Source organism: Rhodococcus sp. D-6 (assembly GCF_040256695.1).
Taxonomy (GTDB): domain Bacteria; phylum Actinomycetota; class Actinomycetes; order Mycobacteriales; family Mycobacteriaceae; genus Rhodococcus; species Rhodococcus pyridinivorans.
The window spans coordinates 463,418-485,471 of record NZ_CP132970.1 but is presented as its reverse complement, the minus strand read 5'-3'; the positions used below and the strand labels follow the sequence as shown (position 1 = coordinate 485,471).

The following is a 22,054-nucleotide window of genomic DNA, read 5'->3' as shown; positions in this document are numbered from 1 at the left end:
GAGGACTCTCCGGTGACGGGCGCGAGGGCCGTCGCAGACGAAGCACCCCACGTCCCCGGAGGTTTCCATGCGATGTTCCCCGACACCGAGCCCCTTCCACGGCCGGCGCACCCACTGCTGACATGTGCGGCACGATCTCGTCCACCCTCACGCTGGTAGGACGATTCGATCCGGGTGCCATGGCGCACTTCGTCGCCGCCCGCGCCGATCTGCTGCAGGTACGTGCCACCGTCGTCACTGCGACCCGGCATCGCATCGAGCTGCGCACCGAGGGCGAACCCGACCTCGTCGACGCCCTCGAAACGGCCTGCGCTCTCGCCCCCGGCACCAATGTCGTCCTCGATCTCACTTCGACCGAGAGGAACCCGACCCCATGACCGTCTGGACTCCCGTCGCTCTCGCCCGCGACATCGAGCCCGGCACCGCGACCGGCACCACCGTCGACGGGGACTCCGTCGCGCTGTGGCGCGGCACCGACGGAGCCGTGCACGCGTGGGCCGACCGTTGCCCGCACCGCGGCATGCGCTTGTCCTTCGGATTCGTCCGCGAGGACCGCCTCGTCTGCCTCTACCACGGGTGGCAGTTCGACGGGGCCGGCGCGTGCAGACACGTCCCTGCCCACCCGCGGATGGAACCGCCGAAAACCGTGAAACCGCAGCAGGATCGGACCGTCGAGAGCGCCGGCCTCGTGTGGGTCGCACCCACCGATGCCGACGGCACACCCGACGTTCCCGACACGGCGATCACCCCGGTGCGATCGGTATGGATCGACGGTGACCGGGACACCGCCCTCGCCCTCCTCGGCTTGGACGGAACCGGTGCCGTCGCCACCGGCACGATCGACGGAACCGACGTGATCGCCGGCATCCAGACGATCGACGCGCACACCACGGCCGTGCACGTCGTCGCCGCCGGCGTCGTCCCGGCCGACACCGTGAACGCCCTCGTCCACCGACTGCACGAACTCCGCGACTCCGTGTCGTCCGCGCGAGAGGTAGTGGTCTCGTGAGCATCCCGGTCCTGCACGACTTCCCGCTCGACCCGCGGTGCTACTCCGTACGACTGGCACTGGCGCTGCTCGGCGTCGAGCATCGCGTGCAACCGGTCGACGTGTTCCCCGGTGGCGCCCACCTCGAACCGCCCTACCGCGAGCTGACCCCCACCGGCGAACTTCCGGTGTTCGAGACCGGAACGGCGACCCTCGTCGGATCGATCGACGTCCTCGTCCACCTCTCCGACGGAACCGCATGGGCCGCACCGTTCGACGACTGGATCGACTTCGCGACCGGACCGCTCGAACAGTTCTACTCCTGCCGGGAACGATCGCTGTACACGACGGATCCCGTCGACACCACGGCCGCTCGCGCGGTGGTGCAGTCGCTCGACGACCTGCTCGTGTCCCGCACGACGGACGACGCGTGGGTGGCCGCCGACCGGCCGACCGTCGCCGACATCGCCCTGTTCCCCGCCGCTGCCCTGAGCCGGGACATCGCAATCGACCACGACCGCTACCCCGCCCTGCGCAGCTGGATCCGGCGCATCAAGCAGCTTCCCGGCTTCGTGGAGATGCCCGGAATCCCCGTCTTCCCCTGATCTTTCCGACTACCCACATTCCGAAAGGACGCCACATGCAACAGTCCACCGTTGACGCGGTGATCCGCGGCCTGGAGAAGGCCGGCGTCACCACCGTGTGCTACCTGCCCGACTCCTTGTTCAAGGAGCTCTACCCCGCCCTCGACGCGCACCCCACGATCCGCACCATCCAGGTCACCAACGAGGGCGAGGGCGCCGCGATCTGCGGCGGAATCTCCCTGTCCGGCAAGCGTGCCGCGCTCATCATGGAGAACTCCGGCCTGCGTGCGTCCGTCGAACCCCTCGCCCGCATGGGCCTGGGTGCCGGTATCCCGGTGATCATGCTCATGAGCTACCGCGGCGAACTCGGCGAGAACAACTGGTGGGCCGTGCCGCACGGCATCACGATGGAGCCGATCCTCGACGCCCTGCGCATCCCGTACCGCATCGTGCGGGAGGAGGACGCGATCGAACGCGCCATCCACGACGCGTTCGAGTGGTCCTACTCCGCCTACCACCATTCCGCCATCGCCCTCGGAGGAGGACTCGTCCGATGACCACCATGCGCATGACCCGATTCGAGTGCATGCAGGCACTCGCCGCTCGGCTCGAGAACGAGCTCGTCATCCTCTCCCTCGGCGCAAGCGTCGACGAGTGGTACAACGCCGCCCCGCACATGCGCGAGGCCAGCCTGTTCCAGCAGCAGCTCGGCTGCGTGACCCCGCAGGCGTTCGGTCTCGCGGTGGGCCTGCCGCACCGCCGGATCGTCTCGCTCGACACCGACGGCGGCATGCTGTTCAACCTCGGCATCCTCGCAACCCTCGCCAACGAGCAGCCCCGCAACCTGTTCACGGTGGTGTGGGACAACGAGTGCTACCAGTCCATCGGTGGGCCGCCGACCCACACGGCGAAGGGCAAGGTCGACATCGCCGCGATCGCCCGCGGAGCGGGAATCGAGAATGCCTACACCGCGGAGACTCTCGAAGAGTTCGACAAGCACTGCGTCGCAGGGCTGTCCGCCGACGAACCGTACGTGCTCGTCGCGAAGGTCTCGAGCGTCGTGCAACCGGGCATCAAGCGCAAGCACAGCGACGGCCGGGAGGACAAGTACATCTTCGTTCGCCACGTGGAGGCGACGGAGGGCATCACCATCATGGGTCCCAGTGAACACAACTGAAGTGAACACAACCGACGGCTTCGACTACGTCGTCGTCGGCGGCGGGTCGGCGGGGTGCGTCCTCGCCGCCCGCCTCACCGAGGACCCCGACACCACCGTGCTGCTCCTCGAGGCCGGACCGGACCACGCCGGTCTCGCCCCGATCGACGCGCCCGCGACCTGGGCGGGACTGCTCGGCGGCGACTACGACTGGGGGCACAGCTACGCCCCCAACCCGTTGCTCGACGGTCGCGCCGTGCCCATCCCCCGCGGCCGAGTTCTCGGCGGATCGAGCAGCATCAACGCAATGCTCTGGTATCGCGGGCACCCCTCGGACTACGACGCGTGGGAGACCGCCGGCGCGAAGGGCTGGAACTTCGCGTCGCTGCTGCCCTGGTTCCGCCGTGCCGAGGACTGGGAGGGCGGCGCCACCGCCTTCCGTGGCGCCGGAGGCCCGGTGCGCATCACCCGACCCGCCGACCCGCATCCCATCGCCACCGGATTGCTCGGCGCCACAGCCGAGCTCGGCATGACCGTGCTGGACGACTGCAACGGTCCGGACATCGAGGGTGCCTCCCTGGCGAACCTCACGATCGACGACGGCCACCGCGTCAGCACAGCTCGTGCCTATCTCGATCCGGCGCGGACCCGGCCCAATCTCACCGTGCGGACCGACGTCGCGGTGTCGGGATTGGTGTTCGACGGCGACCGGTGCGTCGGTGTGCGGTACGGCAGTGAAGGCACGGACATCGTGGTCCGTGCCGACTCCGAGGTCCTGCTCTGCGCCGGTGCGATCTCGAGCCCGCACCTGCTGCTGCTCTCCGGGATCGGCGATCCCGCGCACCTGCAGGAACACGGAATCCCCGTGCACACCGCACTTCCCGGTGTCGGACGCAACCTCCAGGACCACCCCCTGCTCATGGGCGTGAACTTCCGCGCCCGCAACCCGCTCGGACCGGCCCGCGACAACGGCGGCGGGGCAATCCTGAACTGGCGCTCGGACCCGTCGCTGGACCTGCCCGACCTGCACGCCTTCGTCGTCCAGGGTGCGCACGCCACCCCGGAGGTGGCCGCACGCTACGACGTCACCGGCGACGTCTTCGCGATCTCCCCGGGTCTCATGCGCTCCTACAGCGTCGGACAGCTGAGCCTGCGGTCCGCGGATCCGGGCACAGCACCGATCATCGATCCGCGCTATCTGTCCGATCCCCGCGACCTCGACGCTCTCGTCGCCGGCCTCGACCGCATCTTCGACCTCGCCGAGACCTCCGCGTTGCAGGGCCTGGTCGAGGCACCCGTTGCACCGGACCGTCGTCTCGGCCGCGCCGACGCCGAAGCCTTCGTCCGTGCGAGCTGCGCGACCTTCTTCCACACGGGCGGCACGTGTGCGATGGGCGTGGGACCCGACGCCGTCGTCGACCCGGACCTGCGCGTCCACGGCGTGGACGGACTGCGCGTCGTCGACGCCTCCGTCATCCCGGTGCTCCCGTCGTGCAACACCAACGCCCCCGTGATCGCCCTCGCCGAGCGCGCGGCCGCGCTGATCACCGGAACCAAGAGGAGACTGTCGTGACGACCAGCATCACCGCCCGCTGCGACGACCCGGTCGTGCTGAACCAGTGGTATCCGGTCTGTTCCGAACAGGAGGTCGCCGAGGCCGTCGTGCACACCCGACTGCTCGGCGCCGACATCGAGTGCAGCGTCGACGCGGACGGCGAACCGACGGTGCGCGACGGCGACGCCGTGCTTCCAGTGCAACGCCGATACGGTTTCGTGTGGACCACGCTCGGCGCCCCCGAGAAGGACGTCTTCCCCATCGACGAGGCCGACGAACCCGACCGGCGCTACGTGCCGTGCGGGTGGGTCACGCTTCGGTCGTCCCCCGGCCGGGTGGTCGAGAACTTCCTCGACATGGCGCACTTCCCGTTCGTGCACACCGGCATCCTCGGAGGCGAGGCAGCCACGGAGGTCGCACGCTACAAATGGGAGATCCGCCGGGAGACGGACGAGGTGTGGGCCACCGACTGCACGTTCTTCCAGCCGCAGATCTCCGCGGCGTCCGAGGGCACGTTCGCGCAACTGACCTACCGCGTCCCGAATCCGTATCAGGTGATGCTCTACCGGGTCTCGCCCTCCGATCCCACCCGTCTCGACGCGATCGCCCTGTTCATCCAGCCGATCGACGAAACCCTGTGCCGCGCACAACCGGTGATGTACCTCGTCGACCCGGATTCCACGCACACCGAACTGGTGCAGTTCGAGCAGGTGATCTTCCTGCAGGACCGCATCATCGTCGAGAACCAGCGTCCGCTGCTACTGCCGCTCGATCCGCGCGACGAGATCCCCACCCGCGCCGACGCCTCGTCGGTCACCTACCGGCGCTGGCTCAAGGCCAAGGGACTGCGTTGGGGCGCCCTGCCGTTCCGTCCCGTCCATCCCCGAGGAGCAGACACGTGATCACCGCCGCCCTCCCCCGGTACTGTGCCGACTTCCTCCGCGACAGCACGAAATCGCTGCTCGTCGACGGCCGGTGGATCCCCGGTTCCGGCAAGCCCTTCGAGACGAGCGACCCGGCCACGGGCGTGCCGCTCGCGACACTCGCGTCGGCGGGAGCCGGCGAGGTGGACACCGCGGTCGACGCCGCGCGCCGCGCCCTGCAGAACGAGTGGGCCTCGTGCACGCCCGCGGCCCGCGCTCGCGTGTTGTGGCGGATCGCCGAGGCCATCGACGCCCATGCCGACGAACTCGCCGAGCTCGAGACCCTCGACCAGGGGAAGTCCTGGGCGACCTCTCGTTTCGCGGAGATCCCCTCCGCGGCGGAGCAGTTCCGCTACTACGCGGGTTGGGCCACGAAGATCACGGGGACCACTGTCACGCCCTCGATCACCTACGCGCCGCCGGGACGGAAGGTCGTCGCGCACTCCGTGCGCGAACCGGTCGGTGTGGTGGCCGCGATCGTGCCGTGGAACTCGCCGCTGCTCATGGCGGCGATGAAACTGGCGCCGGCGCTCGCCGCGGGATGCACCGTCGTGCTCAAGCCGGCCGAGGACACCTCGCTGACCGCCCTGCGGTTCGGTGAACTGCTCGCGGAGAGCGGAATTCCCGACGGGGCCGTCAATATCCTCACCGGTGGCGGCGAGGTCGGGCGCATGCTGGCCGAGCACTCGGGGGTGGACAAGGTGACGTTCACCGGGTCCACGGAGGTCGGGAAGAAGCTCGTCGCATCGGCCGGAGCCCGCAATCTCTCGCGGCTCACCCTCGAACTCGGCGGCAAGTCCCCGGCGGTCGTCTTCGGCGACACCGATCTGCCGCTGACGATCCCCGGCCTAGCGCGCGGCATCTTCGCCAACTGCGGCCAGGTCTGCGTTGCCGGTTCCCGGATCTACGCCGAGCGTGGCATCTACGAGCAGGTCGTCGACGGTCTCGCCGCTGCTGCGGACACCCTGCGGCTCGGCCACGGACTCGACGACGACACCGATCTGGGGCCGCTGGTGAGCCTGCGGCACCGCGAGACGGTGGCGTCCTACGTCGACGACGGAGTCCGCGCGGGGGCCACGGTGGTGACGGGTGGTCGCATGGTGGGCGAGACGGGCAGCTTCTACGAGCCCACCGTGGTGGTCGACGCGGCCCCGGATCTGCGGATGATGCGGGAGGAGATCTTCGGCCCGGTCGTGACGGTGACACCCTTCGACGATCCCGACGAAGTGATCGCCTGGGCCAACGACACCGACTACGGTCTCGCGGCGAGCGTGTGGACATCGGATCTGTCGCGTGCTCACAGGGTGGCCGACGCGATCCGCGCCGGCACCGTGTGGATCAACTGCCACTCCTACTTCTCCCCCGAACTGGTCAAGGGCGGCCACAAGCAGTCCGGCTGGGGTTACGAGAACGGCGCCGCCGGGCTGGAGAACTACTTGGAGACCAAGACGGTGTGCTTGTCGATCTGACCGTCGGTCGGGGCCCCGAGGTACGCGTGCGTCGCTTCGAACCGCGATTGCAGGTACTCGCCGGCCCCGATCGGTGGATGGATCGGCTCCGCGTCCGGTTCGACACAGGTCGGGATTGCCTCGATCACGGCGTGGTAGTCCGGGGTAACGAAATAGGGCAGCGAATAGCGGTGCCCGCGCGTGGGATTGAGCACACGATGACGGGTGGAGACGTAACGGTGGTTGGTCCACCGCGCGATCATGTCGCCGAGGTTGACGATCAACGCGTCGGGCGGGGTCACGACGTCGATCCACCCGCCACCTCGCGCGGCGACCTGCAACCCGCCGATGTCGTCCTGGGCGAGCAGCGTCAACGAGCCGTAGTCGGTGTGAGGCGCGATGCCGAGTGCGGTGTCGCCGACGGGAACGGGTGGGTAGTGCAGCATACGGAGCGACGCGAGCGGGTCGGTGAACATCGGCACGAAGGCGTCGGCGTCAAGACCGAGAGCGAGAGCGAGACCGCGCATGAGGTGGGCGTTGATGTCCAGGCACGCCTTCGCATACCCGTCGGCGACACTCTTGAAGCCGGGCATCAGCGAGGCCGGCCACTGCGCCGGACCGTGCAGCGGCGTGCCCGCGACCACCTCGGGATGATCGGCCGCGCGGTCGGTGGTGATGTCGAAGGCCTCCTTGCCGTCGGCTCCGACGGTGGGGTCGAGTGTCTCGGTCTTCGGCGGCACGTATCCGCTGTGGCAGGTGGATTTCGCGATGGCGATCTCCATCTTCTCCTCGAAGGGCAGCGCGAAGAAACGGCGTGCCTCCTCCATCGTCGCCGCCCGGAGGTCGGGGTCGAGTCCGTGACCGGTGACGACGAAGAAACCGAGGTCGGTACACGCGGCGTCGAGCGCGTCGGCGACGGCGTGCGGGTCGCTCCCGTCGCGCAACGGACGCAGATCGATGAGAGGCAGGGATTCCATGAGTGACTCCTGGCAGGAACGGACCGATGATCGCTCTGAGTTAATTCCTGCGATGCTGCGGGCCCGTCTCGCTGCGGTGAGGACCGTGTTACGGATCCTGGGAACGCGCTCCGACGCAGAGCACCAGGCGAGCCGGCACCGAACTCCGATGGCGCCACTGCATCTCGGTCCCCGCCGCAGCGAACAGGCAGTCCCCCTCCGCGAGTTCGACCGCCGGGCGTCCGCGTACCTCCACCTCGAGCCGTCCACCGGTCATCACCAGCACGAGATCGTCCGAGCGACGGAACCAACCGGCGATGTCGTCGTCCGGCCCGATCTCGTACTGGTACACCTCGGCGATCGCTCCGTTGCCGCGGGCCATCCAGGTCACCGGTGCCGCAGGGGTTCCCGTCACCGCCCGCGCGAGGCGCCCCTCGGCACGTACCACCAGCACGTCGTCGGCAGGCGCCGGATCGAGGAAGTCCGACGGCGACCGTCCGAGCGCGTCGGCGATCCTGTACAGCGTCGCGAGCGAGGGCGCGTTGAGGCCCCGTTCGACCTGACTGAGGAACGCCTGGCTGACCCCGGCGCGCGAGGCCAGCACCCGCGCGGTGAGTCCCTCCTGTCTGCGAACGGCGCGGATGACGCTGCCCACCCGGGCGACGCGATCCTGTTCCGGCCCTGCACTCTCCGTCGGCATCACGAATTTCATCCCCTCCCGCCGCCCGAAACACAATCGTCATGAATCGGACACGGCCGCTCAATTACAAACCTGGATCGTCTCGACTTAACACAGAGCGATTACTCGGAAGGTCCCACCGTATGGTGACAGCAACTTCGCCCGCGAGCATCACCACCGCTGCGGGAGCGACAGAATCGGTTCCCGCCGAGGGCGTCCTGATGCGCGGTATCCACCGGTCCTTCGGTGAGAACACCGTCCTGCGCGACGTGTCGTTGCATGTGCGGCCCGGCGAGGTCTACGCGCTGCTCGGGGAGAACGGCGCCGGCAAGTCGACCCTGATGCGCATCCTCACCGGGTTGCTCCCGCCGGACTCCGGTTCCATTGCAGTGGACGGAAAGTCGCTCGCCGACGGAGGACGGGAGCGGATCGCCATGGTCCACCAGCACTTCATGCTCGTGCCGAGCATGACGGTCGCCGAGAACTTCCTGCTCGGCCGGTCCCGCGGAGTGGTCGGCCGGAAACGTCTGCGGCGCACCGAAGCCGAGATCACCGCCCTCGCGGAGGACACCGGCCTCGCCTGCGACCCCACCGCACGCGTGGAGAACCTGTCGGTCGGCGAGCAACAGCGCGTCGAGATCCTGCGCGCCCTGCACCTGGGCGCCGGCTACCTGCTGCTCGACGAACCGACCGCGAATCTGGCGCCGGCCGAAGTGCATTCACTGCTCGCACAGGTCCGCCGACTCGCCGCCGAACGCGGCGTCGGGATCGTGCTCATCACCCACCATCTGGAGGAGGTCCTCGAGGCCGCCGACCGGGTCGGTGTACTGCGAGGAGGACGACTCGTCGCCGAACGCCCCATCCGCGGGGACGGCGCCGAGAGCGTCACCACCGCCGAACTCGCCCGCGACATGGTCGGCCGCGAGGTCGGGCTCGGTATCCGCCGTGCGGCCACCGAACCGGCCGGGAGTCGAATGCTCGAATTGGTCGGTGTGTCCGTCCCCGGTCAGTTGCACGACGTGACCCTGCGGGTCGCATCCGGGCAGCTCGTCGCCGTCGCCGGAGTCGAGGGCAACGGCCAGTCCGCCCTCGAGGACGTCCTGTCCGGACTCGCCCCCGACTCCACCGGCGCGGTGGTCGTCGCCGAACGAGAGATCGACGCCTCGTCCCCCCGCGCGATGCGCGAGGCCGGTGTCGGCATCGTCCCCGCCGACCGCTACACCCGGGGACTGATCAAGTCGCTGGGAATCGACACCAATCTCGCGATCGACAGCTACACCGATCCCCCGCTCGCCCGTCGCTGGGGCCGCCTGTCGCGGGCAGCCGTCCGCGAACGCGCCGAGCGCATCATCGCCGCCCTGTCGGTCAAGGCCCAGAGCCCGCGCACGCTCGCCGGCACCCTGTCCGGTGGGCACGCCCAGCGCGTGGTGCTCGGCCGGGTCCTCGACGGTGAGCCGGACGTCCTCGTCGTCGCCCAGCCCACCCGCGGTCTCGACATCGGCGCCACCGAGTTCGTCTGGGACACGCTCGTCGACCATCGCTCCCGGGGCGCCGCGATCCTGCTCATCTCGTCCGATCTCGACGAGATCTGCAGCCTCGCCGACAGGATCGTCGTGCTCTACCGCGGACGGATCGTCGCCGAGTTCGACGAAGGCCCGTTCGACCGCGAAGCCCTCGGCTCGGCCATGGGCGGATTCCAGGAGGCCGCAGCATGACCGCCACGCTCAGCCCACCGGTGACGACGCCACCCGAGCCGCCCACCGCGTCGCGGATCCGGAGTCTCACGACCACTATCGGGGTGCCGCTACTCGCCGTCGCCGTCGGTCTCGCGGCGGGCGGGATCCTCATCGTCCTCGCGGGCGGTGATCCGGGGCAGGCCTACGCGACGATGCTCGACGCCGCTCTCGGCGGCGATACGCAGCTCGGCCGCCTGCTCACGGGTATGACGCCGCTCGTCCTCATGGGTCTCGGCTACGCGATCGCGTACCGCACCGGCTTCATCACCATCGGCGCGCAGGGCCATTACGACGTCGGCGCGATCACCGCGACGGCCGTGGTGCTGAGCATGCCGTTGGGGACGAGCTGGATCGCGATCCCGATCGTCGCCGTCACCGCCGCGGCCGCAGGTGCGTGCATCGGCGGCATCGCAGGCGTGCTGAAGGCGCGGCTCGGGGTAAACGAGATCATCTCGTCGCTCATGCTCAACTACCTCGTCTTCTACACATTGGCGTGGGCGGTGCGCAAACCCCTCGCCAATCCCAACGGTTTCACCCCCGAGTCCGAACGCATTCCCGACTGGGCCGCACTCGCGACGATTCCCGGCACCCGCATCCACATCGGTGTGTTCGTCGCGATCGCGGCGGTGCCGCTGGTGTGGTGGCTCATGCGTTCGACCCGGTTCGGTTTCGCGTCGCAGATCGTCGGTGGGAGCCCGAGCGTCGCCGAGGCCAATGGCATCTCCGTCGCCCGCACCGTGGTCACCTCCGCTCTGATCAGCGGCGCACTCGGCGGTATCGCCGGCGCGATCATGTTGCTGGGCAGCGAGTTCCGACTGTCGCTGGCGATCTCCTCCGGGATCGGGTTCACCGCGATCGTGGTAGCACTGCTCGGGCGTCGCAATCCGTTCGGCATCGTGCTCGCAGCAGCATTGGTCTCCGGGCTGACCCTCGGCAGTCAGGCGGTGCAGCGTACCCAGGAGATCCCCGCGTCCATCGGCACCGTCGTCCAGGCAGTGATGATCCTGACGGTGCTGCTCGCCAACCGAATCGTGGAGCGTGCTCGATGAACTGGTCCGATGTCCTGGGCGCCGGTGCGCTCGTCCCGCTGTTCACCGCTGCGCTGCGGCTGGCGGTGCCGATCATCCTCGCCGCCGCCGGCGCGTGCCTCGCCGAGCGCTCGGGGCTGATGAACCTCGGTATCGAGGGACAGATGATGGTCGGCGCGATCATCGCGTTCGTGACGGTGTACTACACCGGGCAACCGATGCTCGGCGCCGCCACCGGCGCCGCCGCGGGCCTCGTGATCGCCGCGATCGTCGGCTACCTGACGATCACGATGGCCGTCGACCAGATCATCACGGGGATCTCGGTGGTGATCCTCGGGACCGGACTCGCGTCCTTCCTGTACCTGCAGGTGTTCGGCATGACCGGTACACCGCCGCGAATCCAGGGCACCATTCCCCTCGACCTTCCGGTGCTGTCCGACCTGCCGGTGCTCGGCCCGATCGTGTTCTCGCAGTCCCCGCTCGTCTACCTCGCGCTCGCACTCGTCGTCGCCCTGTGGTGGGTGCTCACCCGCACGGCCTTCGGCCTGTCGATCCGCGCGGCCGGGGAAAGCCCCGAGGCCGCCGACTCGGTGGGCGTCTCCGTCCCCCGCACCCGATGGAGCACGCTGCTGATCTCCGGCGCCGCAGCAGGTATGGCCGGCGCGCTCGTCATCGACAGCCTGGGCTTCTTCCAGGACGGCATCACCGGTGGTCGCGGCTGGATCGCGCTCGGTGTCGTCATCCTCGCCCGGTGGAATCCGCTCGGCGCCATCGTCGGTGGCTTCATGTTCGGTCTCGTCGACGCCTTCCAGCTGCGCGTACAGGCCGCGTCCGGTGGACAGGCCACGTCGGTACCGTACGAGCTGTTCCAGGCCATGCCGTACGCGGTGACGTTGCTCGCGGTTATCGCCACAACCGTGTGGTTCTCGCGCAGCAATTCCCCGAAGGCGCTCGGCATCCCGTTCGTGCCCGCGAAATAGCTTTCCGTCAGCTTTCCCGTCAGTCCTGGGGTTCGCAGTCGCGAGCCCTCCCTTCCCCGAGGAGAACCACGTGAAGAAATTGGGTACCGCTGTGGCGGCCGCCGCCGTCGTCGGAGCCGCCGTGACCGGGTGTTCGAGTTCCGACCCCGGTGGGAGCGGCTCGGCCGACGGGGTCGTCAAGGCCGCGATCATCACCTCGGGTCCGGTCAACGACGTCGGCTGGAACCAGGGCATGGTCGAGGGCGCCGAGAAACTCGAAGCGGAAGGTCTTATCGACCTGACCGTGGTGCAGCAGGATTCGGGCGCGACCTCGGAGCAGATCGCCCAGATCGTCACCGACCTCGCGGAGGACGGCAACCAGCTCATCGTCGGCCACTCGTTCAATTACGGCGAACCCATCAAGGGCATCATCGCCGACTACCCCGACGTGCTGTTCGCCTATCCCGGCGGCTTCGGCGACATCACCGCCAACCTCGCCGACTACAGCCAGCCGTTCTATCAGGGTTCGTTCCTCACCGGCATCCTCGCCGGCGACCTGACGGAGACCGGCATCCTCGCCGGCACCGCCGGTTTCGAGATCCCGGTGTGCAAGGCCCAGATCGAGGCGTTCGCCGACGGCGCGCGCCTGACCTACAAGGGCCCCGGTGAGATCCAGTTGCGTCCGTCCTACATCGGCGGATGGTCCGACGCGGCGGCCCAGACCATCGAGGCCGTCAACGCCCTCGTCGACCAGGGCGCCGACCAGTTCTCCACGTGCGGTGTCGACGCGGCCACCATCGAGGGCGCCAAGCAGCGCGGTGTCGGCGTCGCCGGCTACACGATGGATCAGACCCCGCTGGCACCCCAGAACGTCGTCTCCTCCGTCGTGTGGAATCTCGACGAGGTCCTCCGCGCGATGATCGCCGACGTCGAGGCCGGCAACGTCGACCCGGCGAAGTACTACGAGGTGGACATCACCGAAGGCGGCCTGGACGTCGTCATCAATCCGGCCTTCGCCGACAAGATCTCGCCCGAGGCGATGGCGCTGTTCGAGGAGTACCGCGAGAGGATCATGGCCGGCGAGTTCGAGGTCGAGTACAAGGGCGGCGACTGACCCGGAGCACCTCCTGTAGAACGAACGAGACCGACCTTGTGCGCGATTTCCCACCGGATTTCGCACACAACGTCGGTCTCGTTCCGTAGCTTCGACCTTTGTGAAGATCCGACCTATGTTCGGACGCGCTCCGCGCACCACTCCACCAGCGCCGCCGCGAGGTCGTCGCGGGCGGACAGCTGTGGCGCATGGTCGGACTCGAGCGACACGACCTGCGCACCCGGGGTGAGGCGTTGCATCCCCCGTTGGGTGACGAGGGGAACCGAACGATCCAGTGTCGCTTCGACGTACAGGCGTGGCAGGCGCCCGAATCGTTCCGGTGTCCAGCTGGGCGCCATGAGCCGGGTGGTCTCGAGTTGCGGCACGAGTCGGCGCGCGGCCCCGATCGCGTCGGCCGAATCCGCCTCGTGGAAGAACACCGCCGCACCGGCCTCCGGGGGCACGATCGTCCCGCGACCGTCCTCGGTGGGTTCGAGCCATCGCGAGATGCCCACCGGCGATTCGAGACCGATTCCGTCGCAGAGCATCCCGAAGTCGACCCCGGACGGAAGCATCATTCCCGCCACATAGGCGACCCCGGCGACACGCTCGGGTAGCATCTCCGCGACCTGCGTGACGACGATGCCGCCACCGGAATGGCCGACGAGGATCACCGGACCGTCGAGTCCGGCAACGTGGTCGGCCACGACCGCGGCGACGTCGTCGAGCGTCACGTCCTCGGCACCCCACGATCCGACACCGGGAAGCCCGAGCGGGTGTGGGACGTGCCCGGCCCGACGGAGCGGTTCGAGCAGTGTGTCCCACACCCAACTTCCGGCCCACGCGCCGTGCACGAGCACGACATGACTCACTCGCGGTTCTCCCCCGTCGCCGCCAGCACCCGGGCGGCTTCCCGCACAGCAGCGGTGTTGGCCTTACCGTGCCGCGACCCGGCGAGCTTCGCTTTGATGTGATCGCGGATCAGGATGGGTTCATAGGGTTCCGGGCCCGCATATTCGGGCAACGTGGAGACCACCGCGTCGACGTTGCCGTCGTGGAAGAACGCCACCGAACGACGGCGCCGGATCCTGCCGTCGACGATCGGCGGCTTGACGCGGTGCAGCGTCGACATCCACCGGTCGTCGGTGATGCGGGCGGTGAGATCACCGAGATTGACCAGCAGAGCGCCGGGCAGCGGTTCGACGTCGTGCCAGATGCCGTCGGAACCGAGCACCTGCAGGCCCGCAACCCGGTCTGCCCACAGCACGGTGACGATCCCGAAATCGGTGTGCTCGCCCATGCCGGTGAGGTCGCCGTCGAGGTCGACGGTGCCCTCGGGCAGCGCGTAGTTGTTCATACGCAGCACGTCGATCGAGTGGTCGGTGAGCCGTTCGAAGTAGTCGGGGGCCTGCCCGAGTGCGTCGGCGAAGATCCGGGTGAGGGTCCGCGCGACCCGCGAGGCCTCGGTGAAATAGGTCTGCACGCGGTCCTCGAAGCCGGGGACGTCGGGCCAGACGTTGATTCCGTAGTCGTCCTCCGACAGGTCCAGGTGGGGGAACGACCGGGCCTCCACGCCGACGTTGTAGGCCTCGAAGAAATCGTTCATACGGCTGGCGGATTCGACGCCGAGGCTCAGGCTCAGCGACTCGCTCTTCGGCGGGCTGTACCCGCGGTTCGCGCCGACCACCCGGTACTGCTGCTTGTCGTCCATCGGCAGACCGAAGAAGTCGTCGAGGGCACCGGCGAGACCGTCGACCACCGGATCGGGGATGCCGTGTCCGAGAATCTGAACGAATCCCACACGGCTGCAGGCTTCGTCGATCTCACGGGCGACACGAGCGCGTTCGGCATTGTCGCCGGCCCGGACGTACGGGCCGATGTCGACGGCAGGAACGACGAAGGCGTCAGACGGCGACTGGTTCATGGGCAACTCCGTGGGGAGAGGTGGTGCCGGCCGAGGTGACGGGGGCCGGTGTGCCGGACCGGGACGCGCGAGCCAGTGTCCCGAGACGAGTGTGGTTGAACAGCAGGTTCAACGAGAACGCCGCGACCGCGGCGAGGGTGATGCCGCTGCCGAGCAGGATCTGCGCCGCGGACGGGAAGCGCTCGAACATGCCCTCGGCGAGTTCGGGCAGCAGACCCACACCCACCGCGACGGCGGCGATCGTCGAGTTGATGCGGTCGGACAGGTCCACCGAGCGCAGCGTGTTGATGCCCACGAGGGCGACGGTGGCGAACAGGATCAGGCTGACACCGCCGACCACCGGCTTCGGCAGCGCCGCGACCACCGAGCTCACCTTGGGCAACGCCCCGAGGACCACGAGGATCGCACCCGACGTGGCGGTGACGTAGCGGCTGTAGACCCGGGTGGTGGCGACCGCACCGACGTTCTGGGTGAAGACGGTGTCGACGAAGGCGTTGAAGACACCCGCGAGCACAGCGGACGCTCCGTCGCCGGCGAGTCCGCGGGCGATGTCGCCCTTGCTGACGCGCTTACCGGTGATCTCGGCGACGGCGAGCATGCTCGCGGTGGACTCGGCGAAGACCACGGCCATGACGATGCTCATGGCGACGACCGCGGTGATGGGGAATTCCGGTGCACCGAAGTGGAAGGGCGCGGGCAGACCCACCCACGACGAACCGGTCACGCCGCCGAGGTCGATCAGGCCGAGCGGGACCGCGACGACCGTGCCGACGGCGAGGGCGATCAAGACCCCGAGCTGGGCCCAGATGCCGCGACCGAGGCACAGGAAGGCAACGGCGACGCCGATCACCAGCACGGCCAGGGCGATGTTGGTGGGCGAGGCGAAGGTGGGCGACGACGGGTCGGTACCGACGATCAACCCACCGGCCACGCCGATGAGCGAGATTCCTACGACGGTGAGAACGGCACCGGTGACGAGCGGCGGGAAGAAACGGATGATCCTAGCGAAAGGCCAGGCCAGGGCGAGACCGACGATGCCGCCGATCAGCATGGAGCCGTAGACGGCCTGCAGGCCGTATTCCTGCGCGATGAGGATCATCGGCGTCAGGCCGGCGAAGGTCGCACCGCAGACGATGGGTAGGCGGACACCGATGAGTTTGCCGACACCGAGGCTCTGGACGATGGTGATCAGACCGGCGATCAACAGGTCGGCGCTGATGAGCATCGCGATGGTGTCGCGGTCGAGTCCGACGGCCGCGCCGAAGACCAACGGGACGGTGATGCATCCGGTGTACATGATCAGGACATGCTGGAGGCCGAACGCGAACTGCCGGAGGAACGGTAGTCGCGCGTCGACGGGGTGCGGTGAGGTCATGTGATCGCTCCCATTTCGGATGCAGTGCTGTATACGGTGCCGGATACAGCTTGGGGGCCGAAGTTTTCGGGCTCGAGTCATCGTGTTTCGCGCGGGTAAGAAACCGCTCACCGCACCCGCATCGGAGCTAGGTCAGTCGTCCGTTCACGCGCAGACGGGCGATGCCACCGTCGGGATAGACGTCGAGCCGCACGAACTCCACCGGCGTCGGCGAATCGACGCGGAAACGGTGCCGGCAGTCCGGCAGCAGTGCGGTCCGCGGGACGAGTTCGACCCAGGACGATTCGTCGGACATCGCGTCCCCGCTGGGGATTCCGCTCAGGCGCGCCGCTCCCGGTGCGTTGCCGACGAAATAGGAGGTGTCGACCTCGACGTGGTCGACGCATCCCTGCCCGGCGAGACGGATCACCACGTAGTCGTTGCCGTCGTCGCGGCGCCGGGCGTTCTCCCAGCCCTCCCCCATGTGCCGCGAGCGACCGAGGCCGATGATGTTGCGCGGCGACGAATAGAAGCGGTTCGAGCACGCGACGACGTCGCCACCGTTCTCGAGGGCCGCGAGATCGATCGTGCCCGTGAGGAAGGCCGGGTCCGGGCGTGCATATCCGTGCACCCGGAAGCGGGCCACACCGCCGTCAGGAAAGATGTTCAGGCGCAGGTGCGTCCAGCGCCGGTCGTCTTCCACCGCGAAGGCGTTCGCGGTGTCGCCCTTCAGGGCCACGCGCTCGAGGACCGGTTCCCACGGCGCGTCCAGCAACTCCTGATCGGTCGGGTAGCCGTCGAGGTTCACCCCGTCGACGGACGCGAAGGGCGGGTAGTTGCCCGTGAACCAGGCGGTGTCGATCACGACACCCTCGACGACACCGGGAACGCCTAGCCGGACCACCGCGAAGTCGTGCCCGGGTTCGCGGCGACGCCGGGTCTCCCACCCGTCGTAGACCTTTCCCTTGTGCCCGAACTCGGAAGGATCGAAATCGGGTGCGCCCGGCGAGATCAGGTTCTCGCGACTCGCGAAGAACTCGTCGTTCGCGTACACGACGGCTCCGCCCAGCGATCGCGCGGCGAGATCGGGCAGTTGCAGGAAATCTGCTTCGGTCAACGGTTTTCCTTTCGGGAGAGCAGCGCACCACGCGGTGCGGGGTCGGTGGCGCCGAGGGTGACGGTGAGTGGTTCACCGGCGAGCCAGGTCTGCCGCACGACCCCGGCCAGTGCACGTTCGGCGTAGGGCGTCACCGCGTTGCGGTGGTGCAGTCGCTCCGGGAAGACCACGAAGGCGTCGTCGGGCGCGAAGACGCACAGGTCGGCACTGTTGCCCACGGCGATGGCACCGCGGTCGGCCAGGCCCACGAGGTCGGCGGTGCGACCGGCCATCCAGCGCACCACGTCGACGAGTGTGTGCCCGCGCTTGCGCGCCTCCGACCACACGATGGGCAGTCCGAGTTGCAGCGACGAGATACCGCCCCACGCCTCGCCGAAGTCGCCGGTGACGAACTTCTTCAACTCCGGCAGGCACGGCGAGTGGTCGGAGACGATGCAGTCGAGTGTGCCGTCGGCCAGGCCGCGCCACAGCGCTTCCCGGTTGCGGGCCTCGCGAATCGGTGGGCAGCACTTGAAATGCGTGGAGCCGTCGAGGATCTCCTCGCTGAACAGCGACAGATAGTGCGGGCAGGTCTCTGCGGTGACGGGCAGCCCCTCGGCCTTCGCCGCGGCGACGAGCGGAAGGCTTCCCGCATCCGACAGGTGCAGGATGTGCACGCGGCATCCGGTCTGTCGCGCGCCGTCGATCACCTGGGCGACAGCGCGGGACTCGGCGACCGGTGGTCGCGAGTACAGGAAGTCGTCGTAGCGCGGTCCGGCGGGCGGGTCCTGCGCGTCGAGGGTCGGTCCGTCCTCCGCATGCACGATGAGCAGACCGCCGAAGCCGGCGATCACGCGCATCGCCTCGATCATCTGCTCGCGGTCCAGCGGTGGGTACTCGTCGAGACCCGAATACGCGAGGAAGCACTTGAAGCCGTACACCCCTGCGTCCCACAGCGGTTCGAGCTCGGCGAGGTTTCCGGGGATCGCGCCGCCCCAGAATCCGACGTCGACGGTGACCTGCTCGGCCGCGACCTTCTGCTTCACCTCGAGGGCCGCCACGTCGACGGTGGACGGGATGGAGTTGAGGGGCATGTCGACGATCGTCGTCACTCCCCCGGCCGCGGCGGCACGAGTGGCCGTCGCGAAACCCTCCCATTCGGTGCGGCCGGGTTCGTTGACGTGGACGTGCGTGTCCACCAGGCCGGGGAGCAGCACCTCGTCGTCGGCGAGGACGATCTCCCGCGCACCGGCCGGAGCGGCACCGTCGTACTCCTCGATCGTGACGATGCGGCCGTCGCGCACATGGACGGCGCAGCTGCGTTCCTCGTCCCCCACCACGGCGCGTCGCGCGCGGATCACGGTGGTCATCGCGTCACCGCCGTCGGTCGACCCGCAAGCCGGGCCAGGTGGTCGAGATTCGTGCCGGTGCGATCGCATACTTCCTTCTCGGTGAGGGCTCCGCAACTCGCTCCCCGCAGGAGGAAGGCGGCGAGAGCACGGGCGGTGGCGGGTTCGTCGAGATATCCCGACGACAGGGCCGGGTCGATGTAGGCCGCGATGCGTCCCGCGGCGGTGGACAGCGACCGGCGGTAGAACGCGAAGGTCGCGGCGTAGCGGGTGGGCAGTTGCGCCGGATGCAGGTCCCATCCCTGGTAGAAGCCGCGGCGCAGCGACCGGTCGATCAGGTGGGCGTGCAGCCCCCATGCCGCGCGGATCTCGTCGCGGGTGCCGACGGGAAGGCGGTTGGTGGAGCCGTCGGACAACCGCACCCCCGTGCCCGCTGCCGCAACCTGCATCGTGGCCTTGGCGTGGTCGGCGACGGGGTGGTCCATCGCCTGGTACTCGGCGGCGATGTCGCACGCGGCCGAGTAGTCATAGGTGCCGTAGTGCAGTCCCGAACAGCGGCCCCGGGCCGCTCGGATCATGGTGGCGACGGCAGCGGTGCCATCGGGTCCGCAGATCGCCTGCGGCGTCTCGATCTGGATCTCGAACCGCAGGGGCGCGGCGAGCGGGTAGGTGGACTCGAGATGCTCGCAGACGGTCACCATAGCGGCGACCTGTTCGGGCGCGGTGACCTTGGGCAGCGTGACGACGAATCCGTCGGGGAGAGAGCACTTTCCGGTCAGTTCGGCGACGAAGGAGTCGAGCGTGCGCAGTCCGCGGCGCCGGGTGGCGGCCTCGAAGGACTTGAACCGGATGCCGACGAAGGGTGTCGCGGTGGGATCGGTCGCGAGCGCGGCGGCGGCGCGGGCGACGTGGGCGTCCTCGTCGGCGTCACGTTCGTGCTCCGGAATGCCGGGGCGGGTGAACCCGTCCTCGAAGTCGATGCGCAGATCCTCGATCGGTTCGGTGCGCAGTTTGGCCTCCACGAGAGGGAGGACGGCGTCGGCCAGTTCGGGTTCGATGCCGGTGACCGCGGCGAGGTCCGCGGGACCGTCGATGTGGGTGTCGAGGACGTCGAGCGCGTCGGCTCCCCATCGTGCCGCGATCCCGGCGTCGTAGCGGTCGGCCGGGACGTAGACGGTGTGCACTGGTTGGCGGGCACCGTCGGTCCCGGGATAGGTCGCAGTGTATGCCGCGTCGGTGCCCGCGAGCTGCGCGTCGAGCGCAGCCGCAAGCCTGTGCAATCCTGTCGGCACCCGAACTCCTGTCCTGAATCCACGGCTGTATACGTCGTGGTGCGCCGACGTTATCGGCGCCAGGTCATGTGCTCGGTTAACTGCGGTTACGGGCCCGTTACACATCCGGCAGGGCGATGTTCGTCCTCGGCAGAACCCGGCCCGATGCCGCCGGATCGACGGCACAATGGTCGGCATGGAGCCGGAGCAGGGTCGCGTGATCGATTTCGCCACTGCCGCGAAGGCGGCACGTGTGACTGCCGCGAAGGCGGCACGTGTGACTGCCGCGAAGGCGGCACGTGTGACCGCCGCGAAGTCGGCACGGACTCCCGGGCGGGGAGCCGACAGCACCGAGCCCCGGCTGCTCCGCCAGATCTACGGCGAGATCCTGCGCGACGAGCGTCGCGATCAGGACCGCAGCCTCGAGGACGTCGCCCGCACGGTCGGGATGTCGAAGCAATATCTGTCGGAGGTCGAACGTGGGCGCAAGGAGGCCTCCTCCGAGATGCTGCGGTCCGTGTGCGATGCGCTGGAACTTCCGATGGAGCAACTGCTCGCGCGCGGGATCCGCCGGATGACCGCGCATCGCACACTTCGGACCACGGGTCACGCCGGCGTCGAGTTGTGCGCGGCATGACGGTATGACTGCGTCACAGTGTGACCACGTGACTGCGTGACGGGTCATCCGTCCCGATCGACGACGACGTGATCGGCCAGGCCGTAGGCCACCGCCTCCGTCGGTGAGAAGATCCGGTCCCGGTCGGTGTCGCGGCGCAGTCGGTCGATGTCACGTCCGGTGTGCGCGGCGAGGATCTCCTCGGTCTGGGCCCGTACCCTCATCACCTCCGCTGCCTGCAGGGCCAGATCCGAGATGGTGCCCTGCCCCTGCGCCGACGGCTGGTGCAGCAGCACCCGCGAATGGGCGAGCACGTGCCGACGGCCGGGCGCTCCGGCCGCGAGCAGCACGGCGGCCGCCGAGGCGGCCTGTCCCATGCAGTAGGTCGCGACCTTCGGGCGCAGGAATTGCATGGTGTCGTAGATCGCGAGCATCGCGGTGGACGATCCGCCGGGCGAGTTGATGTAGAGCCCGATCTCCCGATCGGGGGATTCGGCCTCGAGGTGCAACATCTGAGCCATGACGACGTTGGCGACCCCGTCGTCGATCTCGGTGCCGAGGAAGACGATGCGTTCGTTGAGCAACCGGCTGAAGACGTCGAACGACCGCTCCCCCGCCGGTGTGCGTTCGATGACGTTGGGGATCGTGTAGGTGCTCATCGTCCCAGTCCCATCTGCCGTCCTGCGGCGAACGGCGCCAGTTCGGCGAGCGACCCGACGACGGTGTCGACGATGCCGTACTCGCGCGCCTGTTCGGCGGTGAACCACCGGTCGCGGTCGCTGTCGCGTTCGATCTCCTCGAGTGAATGCCCGGTGGCGTCCGAGAGGATCTGCTGCGACTGCAGTTTCATGTATTCGAGATTCTCGGCCTGGATCGCGATGTCGACGGCCGTCCCCGAGAATCCGGCCGACGGTTGGTGCATCATGATCCGGCTGTGGGCAAGGCTCGCGCGTTTGCCCTTGGTGCCCGCCGCGAGCAGGACCTGCCCCATACTGGCGGCGAATCCCGCTGCCACGGTGACGATGTCGTTGGGAACGAGTTGCATCGTGTCGTAGATGGCGAGGCCGGCGAAGACGGATCCGCCGGGTGAGTTGATGTGCAGGACGATGTCGCGCCGGTCGTCGGCGGAGGCGAGCAGGACGAGTTCCGAGCAGACGCGCTCGGCCATCTCGTCGTCCACCTCTCCGGTCAGTCGCAGGATGCGCTGACGGAAGAGTCTGTCGGCCAGTTGGTCCCGGTACGAGAGTGGTTCGGTGGTCGTCATGCAGCCAGCCTGACCCCCGGCGGGCACGAACCGGCGGTTCGTCTGCTCACGGCAGACGGACCGGTCGTTCCGGCA

General features: G+C 68.6%; 23 protein-coding genes. 13 read left to right on the top strand and 10 right to left on the bottom strand.

All coding sequences use genetic code 11. The annotated features are described in order from the left end of the window. The first annotated feature begins 122 nt into the window (after nt 1-122). The 8 genes from RBB84_RS02405 to RBB84_RS02370 are packed head-to-tail and all read left to right on the top strand — an operon-like array spanning nt 123 to nt 6,675. Nucleotides 123-377, top strand: a complete 255-nt coding sequence (locus RBB84_RS02405) for a hypothetical protein (RefSeq protein ID WP_016693646.1) — start codon at nt 123-125, stop codon at nt 375-377. Next, the gene (locus RBB84_RS02400; protein WP_024103400.1) at nt 374-1,009 is read left to right on the top strand and encodes a Rieske (2Fe-2S) protein; all 636 of its coding nucleotides are present in this window, start codon (nt 374-376) and stop codon (nt 1,007-1,009) included. Before RBB84_RS02405 ends, RBB84_RS02400 begins: the two co-directional genes overlap by 4 nt. After that, a complete protein-coding gene (locus tag RBB84_RS02395) occupies nt 1,006-1,593 on the top strand; it encodes a glutathione S-transferase family protein (protein ID WP_064255879.1) in 588 nt (195 codons plus the stop codon). The genes RBB84_RS02400 and RBB84_RS02395 overlap by 4 nt, the downstream gene beginning before the upstream one ends. Before the next feature lie 35 nt (nt 1,594-1,628). Then, on the top strand, nt 1,629-2,129 hold the full coding sequence (locus RBB84_RS02390; RefSeq protein WP_064255880.1) for a thiamine pyrophosphate-binding protein: 501 nt from the start codon (nt 1,629-1,631) through the stop codon (nt 2,127-2,129). Further along, nucleotides 2,126-2,749 carry a thiamine pyrophosphate-dependent enzyme gene (locus RBB84_RS02385; RefSeq protein ID WP_051424893.1) on the top strand — a complete coding sequence of 208 codons (624 nt, stop codon included), beginning with the start codon at nt 2,126-2,128 and terminating at the stop codon, nt 2,747-2,749. The genes RBB84_RS02390 and RBB84_RS02385 overlap by 4 nt, the downstream gene beginning before the upstream one ends. A gap of 1 nt (nt 2,750) precedes the next feature. Continuing rightward, nucleotides 2,751-4,301 (top strand): GMC family oxidoreductase N-terminal domain-containing protein, encoded by a 1,551-nt coding sequence (locus tag RBB84_RS02380; RefSeq protein WP_064255881.1) that lies wholly within the window; start codon nt 2,751-2,753, stop codon nt 4,299-4,301. Continuing rightward, a complete protein-coding gene (locus tag RBB84_RS02375; protein ID WP_041803589.1) occupies nt 4,298-5,185 on the top strand; it encodes an aromatic ring-hydroxylating dioxygenase subunit alpha in 888 nt (295 codons plus the stop codon). The genes RBB84_RS02380 and RBB84_RS02375 overlap by 4 nt, the downstream gene beginning before the upstream one ends. Then, nucleotides 5,182-6,675, top strand: coding sequence for an aldehyde dehydrogenase family protein (locus RBB84_RS02370; RefSeq protein ID WP_064255882.1), 1,494 nt, complete (start codon nt 5,182-5,184; stop codon nt 6,673-6,675). Before RBB84_RS02375 ends, RBB84_RS02370 begins: the two co-directional genes overlap by 4 nt. Here the strand turns inward: RBB84_RS02370 and RBB84_RS02365 are convergent. After that, a complete protein-coding gene (locus RBB84_RS02365; protein ID WP_024103393.1) occupies nt 6,639-7,631 on the bottom strand; it encodes a 2-oxoglutarate and iron-dependent oxygenase domain-containing protein in 993 nt (330 codons plus the stop codon). The genes RBB84_RS02370 and RBB84_RS02365 overlap by 37 nt on opposite strands. An 88-nt stretch (nt 7,632-7,719) precedes the next feature. Then, nucleotides 7,720-8,310, bottom strand: coding sequence for a helix-turn-helix domain-containing protein (locus RBB84_RS02360; protein WP_080678602.1), 591 nt, complete (start codon nt 8,308-8,310; stop codon nt 7,720-7,722). A gap of 122 nt (nt 8,311-8,432) precedes the next feature. On the opposite strand from RBB84_RS02360, the gene RBB84_RS02355 reads away from it, so the two are divergent. The 4 genes from RBB84_RS02355 (at nt 8,433) to RBB84_RS02340 (ending at nt 13,126) form a co-directional block, all read left to right on the top strand. After that, entirely contained in the window at nt 8,433-10,004 is a 1,572-nt protein-coding gene (locus tag RBB84_RS02355) for an ABC transporter ATP-binding protein (protein ID WP_041803586.1), read from the top strand. Beyond that, nucleotides 10,001-11,074: an ABC transporter permease gene (locus tag RBB84_RS02350; RefSeq protein WP_006550610.1), complete on the top strand. Its 1,074-nt coding sequence runs from the start codon at nt 10,001-10,003 to the stop codon at nt 11,072-11,074. Before RBB84_RS02355 ends, RBB84_RS02350 begins: the two co-directional genes overlap by 4 nt. Then, nucleotides 11,071-12,033, top strand: coding sequence for an ABC transporter permease (locus tag RBB84_RS02345; protein ID WP_006550611.1), 963 nt, complete (start codon nt 11,071-11,073; stop codon nt 12,031-12,033). The genes RBB84_RS02350 and RBB84_RS02345 overlap by 4 nt, the downstream gene beginning before the upstream one ends. A gap of 70 nt (nt 12,034-12,103) precedes the next feature. Further along, nucleotides 12,104-13,126, top strand: a complete 1,023-nt coding sequence (locus tag RBB84_RS02340) for a BMP family protein (RefSeq protein ID WP_228044946.1) — start codon at nt 12,104-12,106, stop codon at nt 13,124-13,126. A gap of 113 nt (nt 13,127-13,239) precedes the next feature. Here RBB84_RS02340 and RBB84_RS02335 read toward each other — a convergent pair whose 3' ends face one another. From RBB84_RS02335 to RBB84_RS02310, 6 genes are all read right to left on the bottom strand, one after another. Beyond that, a complete protein-coding gene (locus RBB84_RS02335; protein ID WP_064255883.1) occupies nt 13,240-13,977 on the bottom strand; it encodes an alpha/beta fold hydrolase in 738 nt (245 codons plus the stop codon). Next, nucleotides 13,974-15,029 (bottom strand): 2-oxoglutarate and iron-dependent oxygenase domain-containing protein, encoded by a 1,056-nt coding sequence (locus RBB84_RS02330; protein WP_064255884.1) that lies wholly within the window; start codon nt 15,027-15,029, stop codon nt 13,974-13,976. Before RBB84_RS02330 ends, RBB84_RS02335 begins: the two co-directional genes overlap by 4 nt. Continuing rightward, nucleotides 15,010-16,404: a nucleobase:cation symporter-2 family protein gene (locus RBB84_RS02325; protein WP_064255885.1), complete on the bottom strand. Its 1,395-nt coding sequence runs from the start codon at nt 16,402-16,404 to the stop codon at nt 15,010-15,012. Before RBB84_RS02325 ends, RBB84_RS02330 begins: the two co-directional genes overlap by 20 nt. Nucleotides 16,405-16,531: 127 nt before the next feature. Beyond that, nucleotides 16,532-17,500 (bottom strand): allantoicase, encoded by a 969-nt coding sequence (gene alc / locus RBB84_RS02320; protein WP_039586345.1) that lies wholly within the window; start codon nt 17,498-17,500, stop codon nt 16,532-16,534. Next, nucleotides 17,497-18,849 (bottom strand): allantoinase AllB, encoded by a 1,353-nt coding sequence (gene allB, locus RBB84_RS02315; RefSeq protein WP_064255886.1) that lies wholly within the window; start codon nt 18,847-18,849, stop codon nt 17,497-17,499. The genes alc and allB overlap by 4 nt, the downstream gene beginning before the upstream one ends. Beyond that, on the bottom strand, nt 18,846-20,120 hold the full coding sequence (locus tag RBB84_RS02310; protein WP_064255887.1) for a hypothetical protein: 1,275 nt from the start codon (nt 20,118-20,120) through the stop codon (nt 18,846-18,848). Before RBB84_RS02310 ends, allB begins: the two co-directional genes overlap by 4 nt. Before the next feature lie 175 nt (nt 20,121-20,295). Here RBB84_RS02310 and RBB84_RS02305 point away from each other — a divergent pair, with 175 nt between their 5' ends. Then, a complete protein-coding gene (locus RBB84_RS02305) occupies nt 20,296-20,736 on the top strand; it encodes a helix-turn-helix transcriptional regulator (protein ID WP_231911971.1) in 441 nt (146 codons plus the stop codon). 44 nt (nt 20,737-20,780) lie between these two features. On the opposite strand, the gene RBB84_RS02300 is transcribed toward RBB84_RS02305, so the two are convergent. Next, nucleotides 20,781-21,374, bottom strand: coding sequence for an ATP-dependent Clp protease proteolytic subunit (locus RBB84_RS02300; RefSeq protein WP_006550620.1), 594 nt, complete (start codon nt 21,372-21,374; stop codon nt 20,781-20,783). Further along, entirely contained in the window at nt 21,371-21,979 is a 609-nt protein-coding gene (locus RBB84_RS02295; RefSeq protein ID WP_024103381.1) for an ATP-dependent Clp protease proteolytic subunit, read from the bottom strand. Before RBB84_RS02295 ends, RBB84_RS02300 begins: the two co-directional genes overlap by 4 nt. Nucleotides 21,980-22,054 lie beyond the last annotated feature (75 nt).

Coding starts and splice junctions, on each gene's coding strand:
- RBB84_RS02350 (WP_006550610.1), top strand. CDS start 10,001: ATGACCGCCACGCTCAGCCCACCGGTGACGACGCCACCCGAGCCGCCC.
- RBB84_RS02330 (WP_064255884.1), bottom strand. CDS start 15,029: ATGAACCAGTCGCCGTCTGACGCCTTCGTCGTTCCTGCCGTCGACATC.
- RBB84_RS02390 (WP_064255880.1), top strand. CDS start 1,629: ATGCAACAGTCCACCGTTGACGCGGTGATCCGCGGCCTGGAGAAGGCC.
- RBB84_RS02325 (WP_064255885.1), bottom strand. CDS start 16,404: ATGACCTCACCGCACCCCGTCGACGCGCGACTACCGTTCCTCCGGCAG.
- RBB84_RS02345 (WP_006550611.1), top strand. CDS start 11,071: ATGAACTGGTCCGATGTCCTGGGCGCCGGTGCGCTCGTCCCGCTGTTC.
- RBB84_RS02360 (WP_080678602.1), bottom strand. CDS start 8,310: ATGCCGACGGAGAGTGCAGGGCCGGAACAGGATCGCGTCGCCCGGGTG.
- RBB84_RS02300 (WP_006550620.1), bottom strand. CDS start 21,374: ATGAGCACCTACACGATCCCCAACGTCATCGAACGCACACCGGCGGGG.
- RBB84_RS02365 (WP_024103393.1), bottom strand. CDS start 7,631: ATGGAATCCCTGCCTCTCATCGATCTGCGTCCGTTGCGCGACGGGAGC.
- RBB84_RS02400 (WP_024103400.1), top strand. CDS start 374: ATGACCGTCTGGACTCCCGTCGCTCTCGCCCGCGACATCGAGCCCGGC.
- RBB84_RS02305 (WP_231911971.1), top strand. CDS start 20,296: ATGGAGCCGGAGCAGGGTCGCGTGATCGATTTCGCCACTGCCGCGAAG.
- allB (WP_064255886.1), bottom strand. CDS start 18,849: ATGACCACCGTGATCCGCGCGCGACGCGCCGTGGTGGGGGACGAGGAA.
- RBB84_RS02405 (WP_016693646.1), top strand. CDS start 123: ATGTGCGGCACGATCTCGTCCACCCTCACGCTGGTAGGACGATTCGAT.
- RBB84_RS02295 (WP_024103381.1), bottom strand. CDS start 21,979: ATGACGACCACCGAACCACTCTCGTACCGGGACCAACTGGCCGACAGA.
- RBB84_RS02355 (WP_041803586.1), top strand. CDS start 8,433: ATGGTGACAGCAACTTCGCCCGCGAGCATCACCACCGCTGCGGGAGCG.
- RBB84_RS02385 (WP_051424893.1), top strand. CDS start 2,126: ATGACCACCATGCGCATGACCCGATTCGAGTGCATGCAGGCACTCGCC.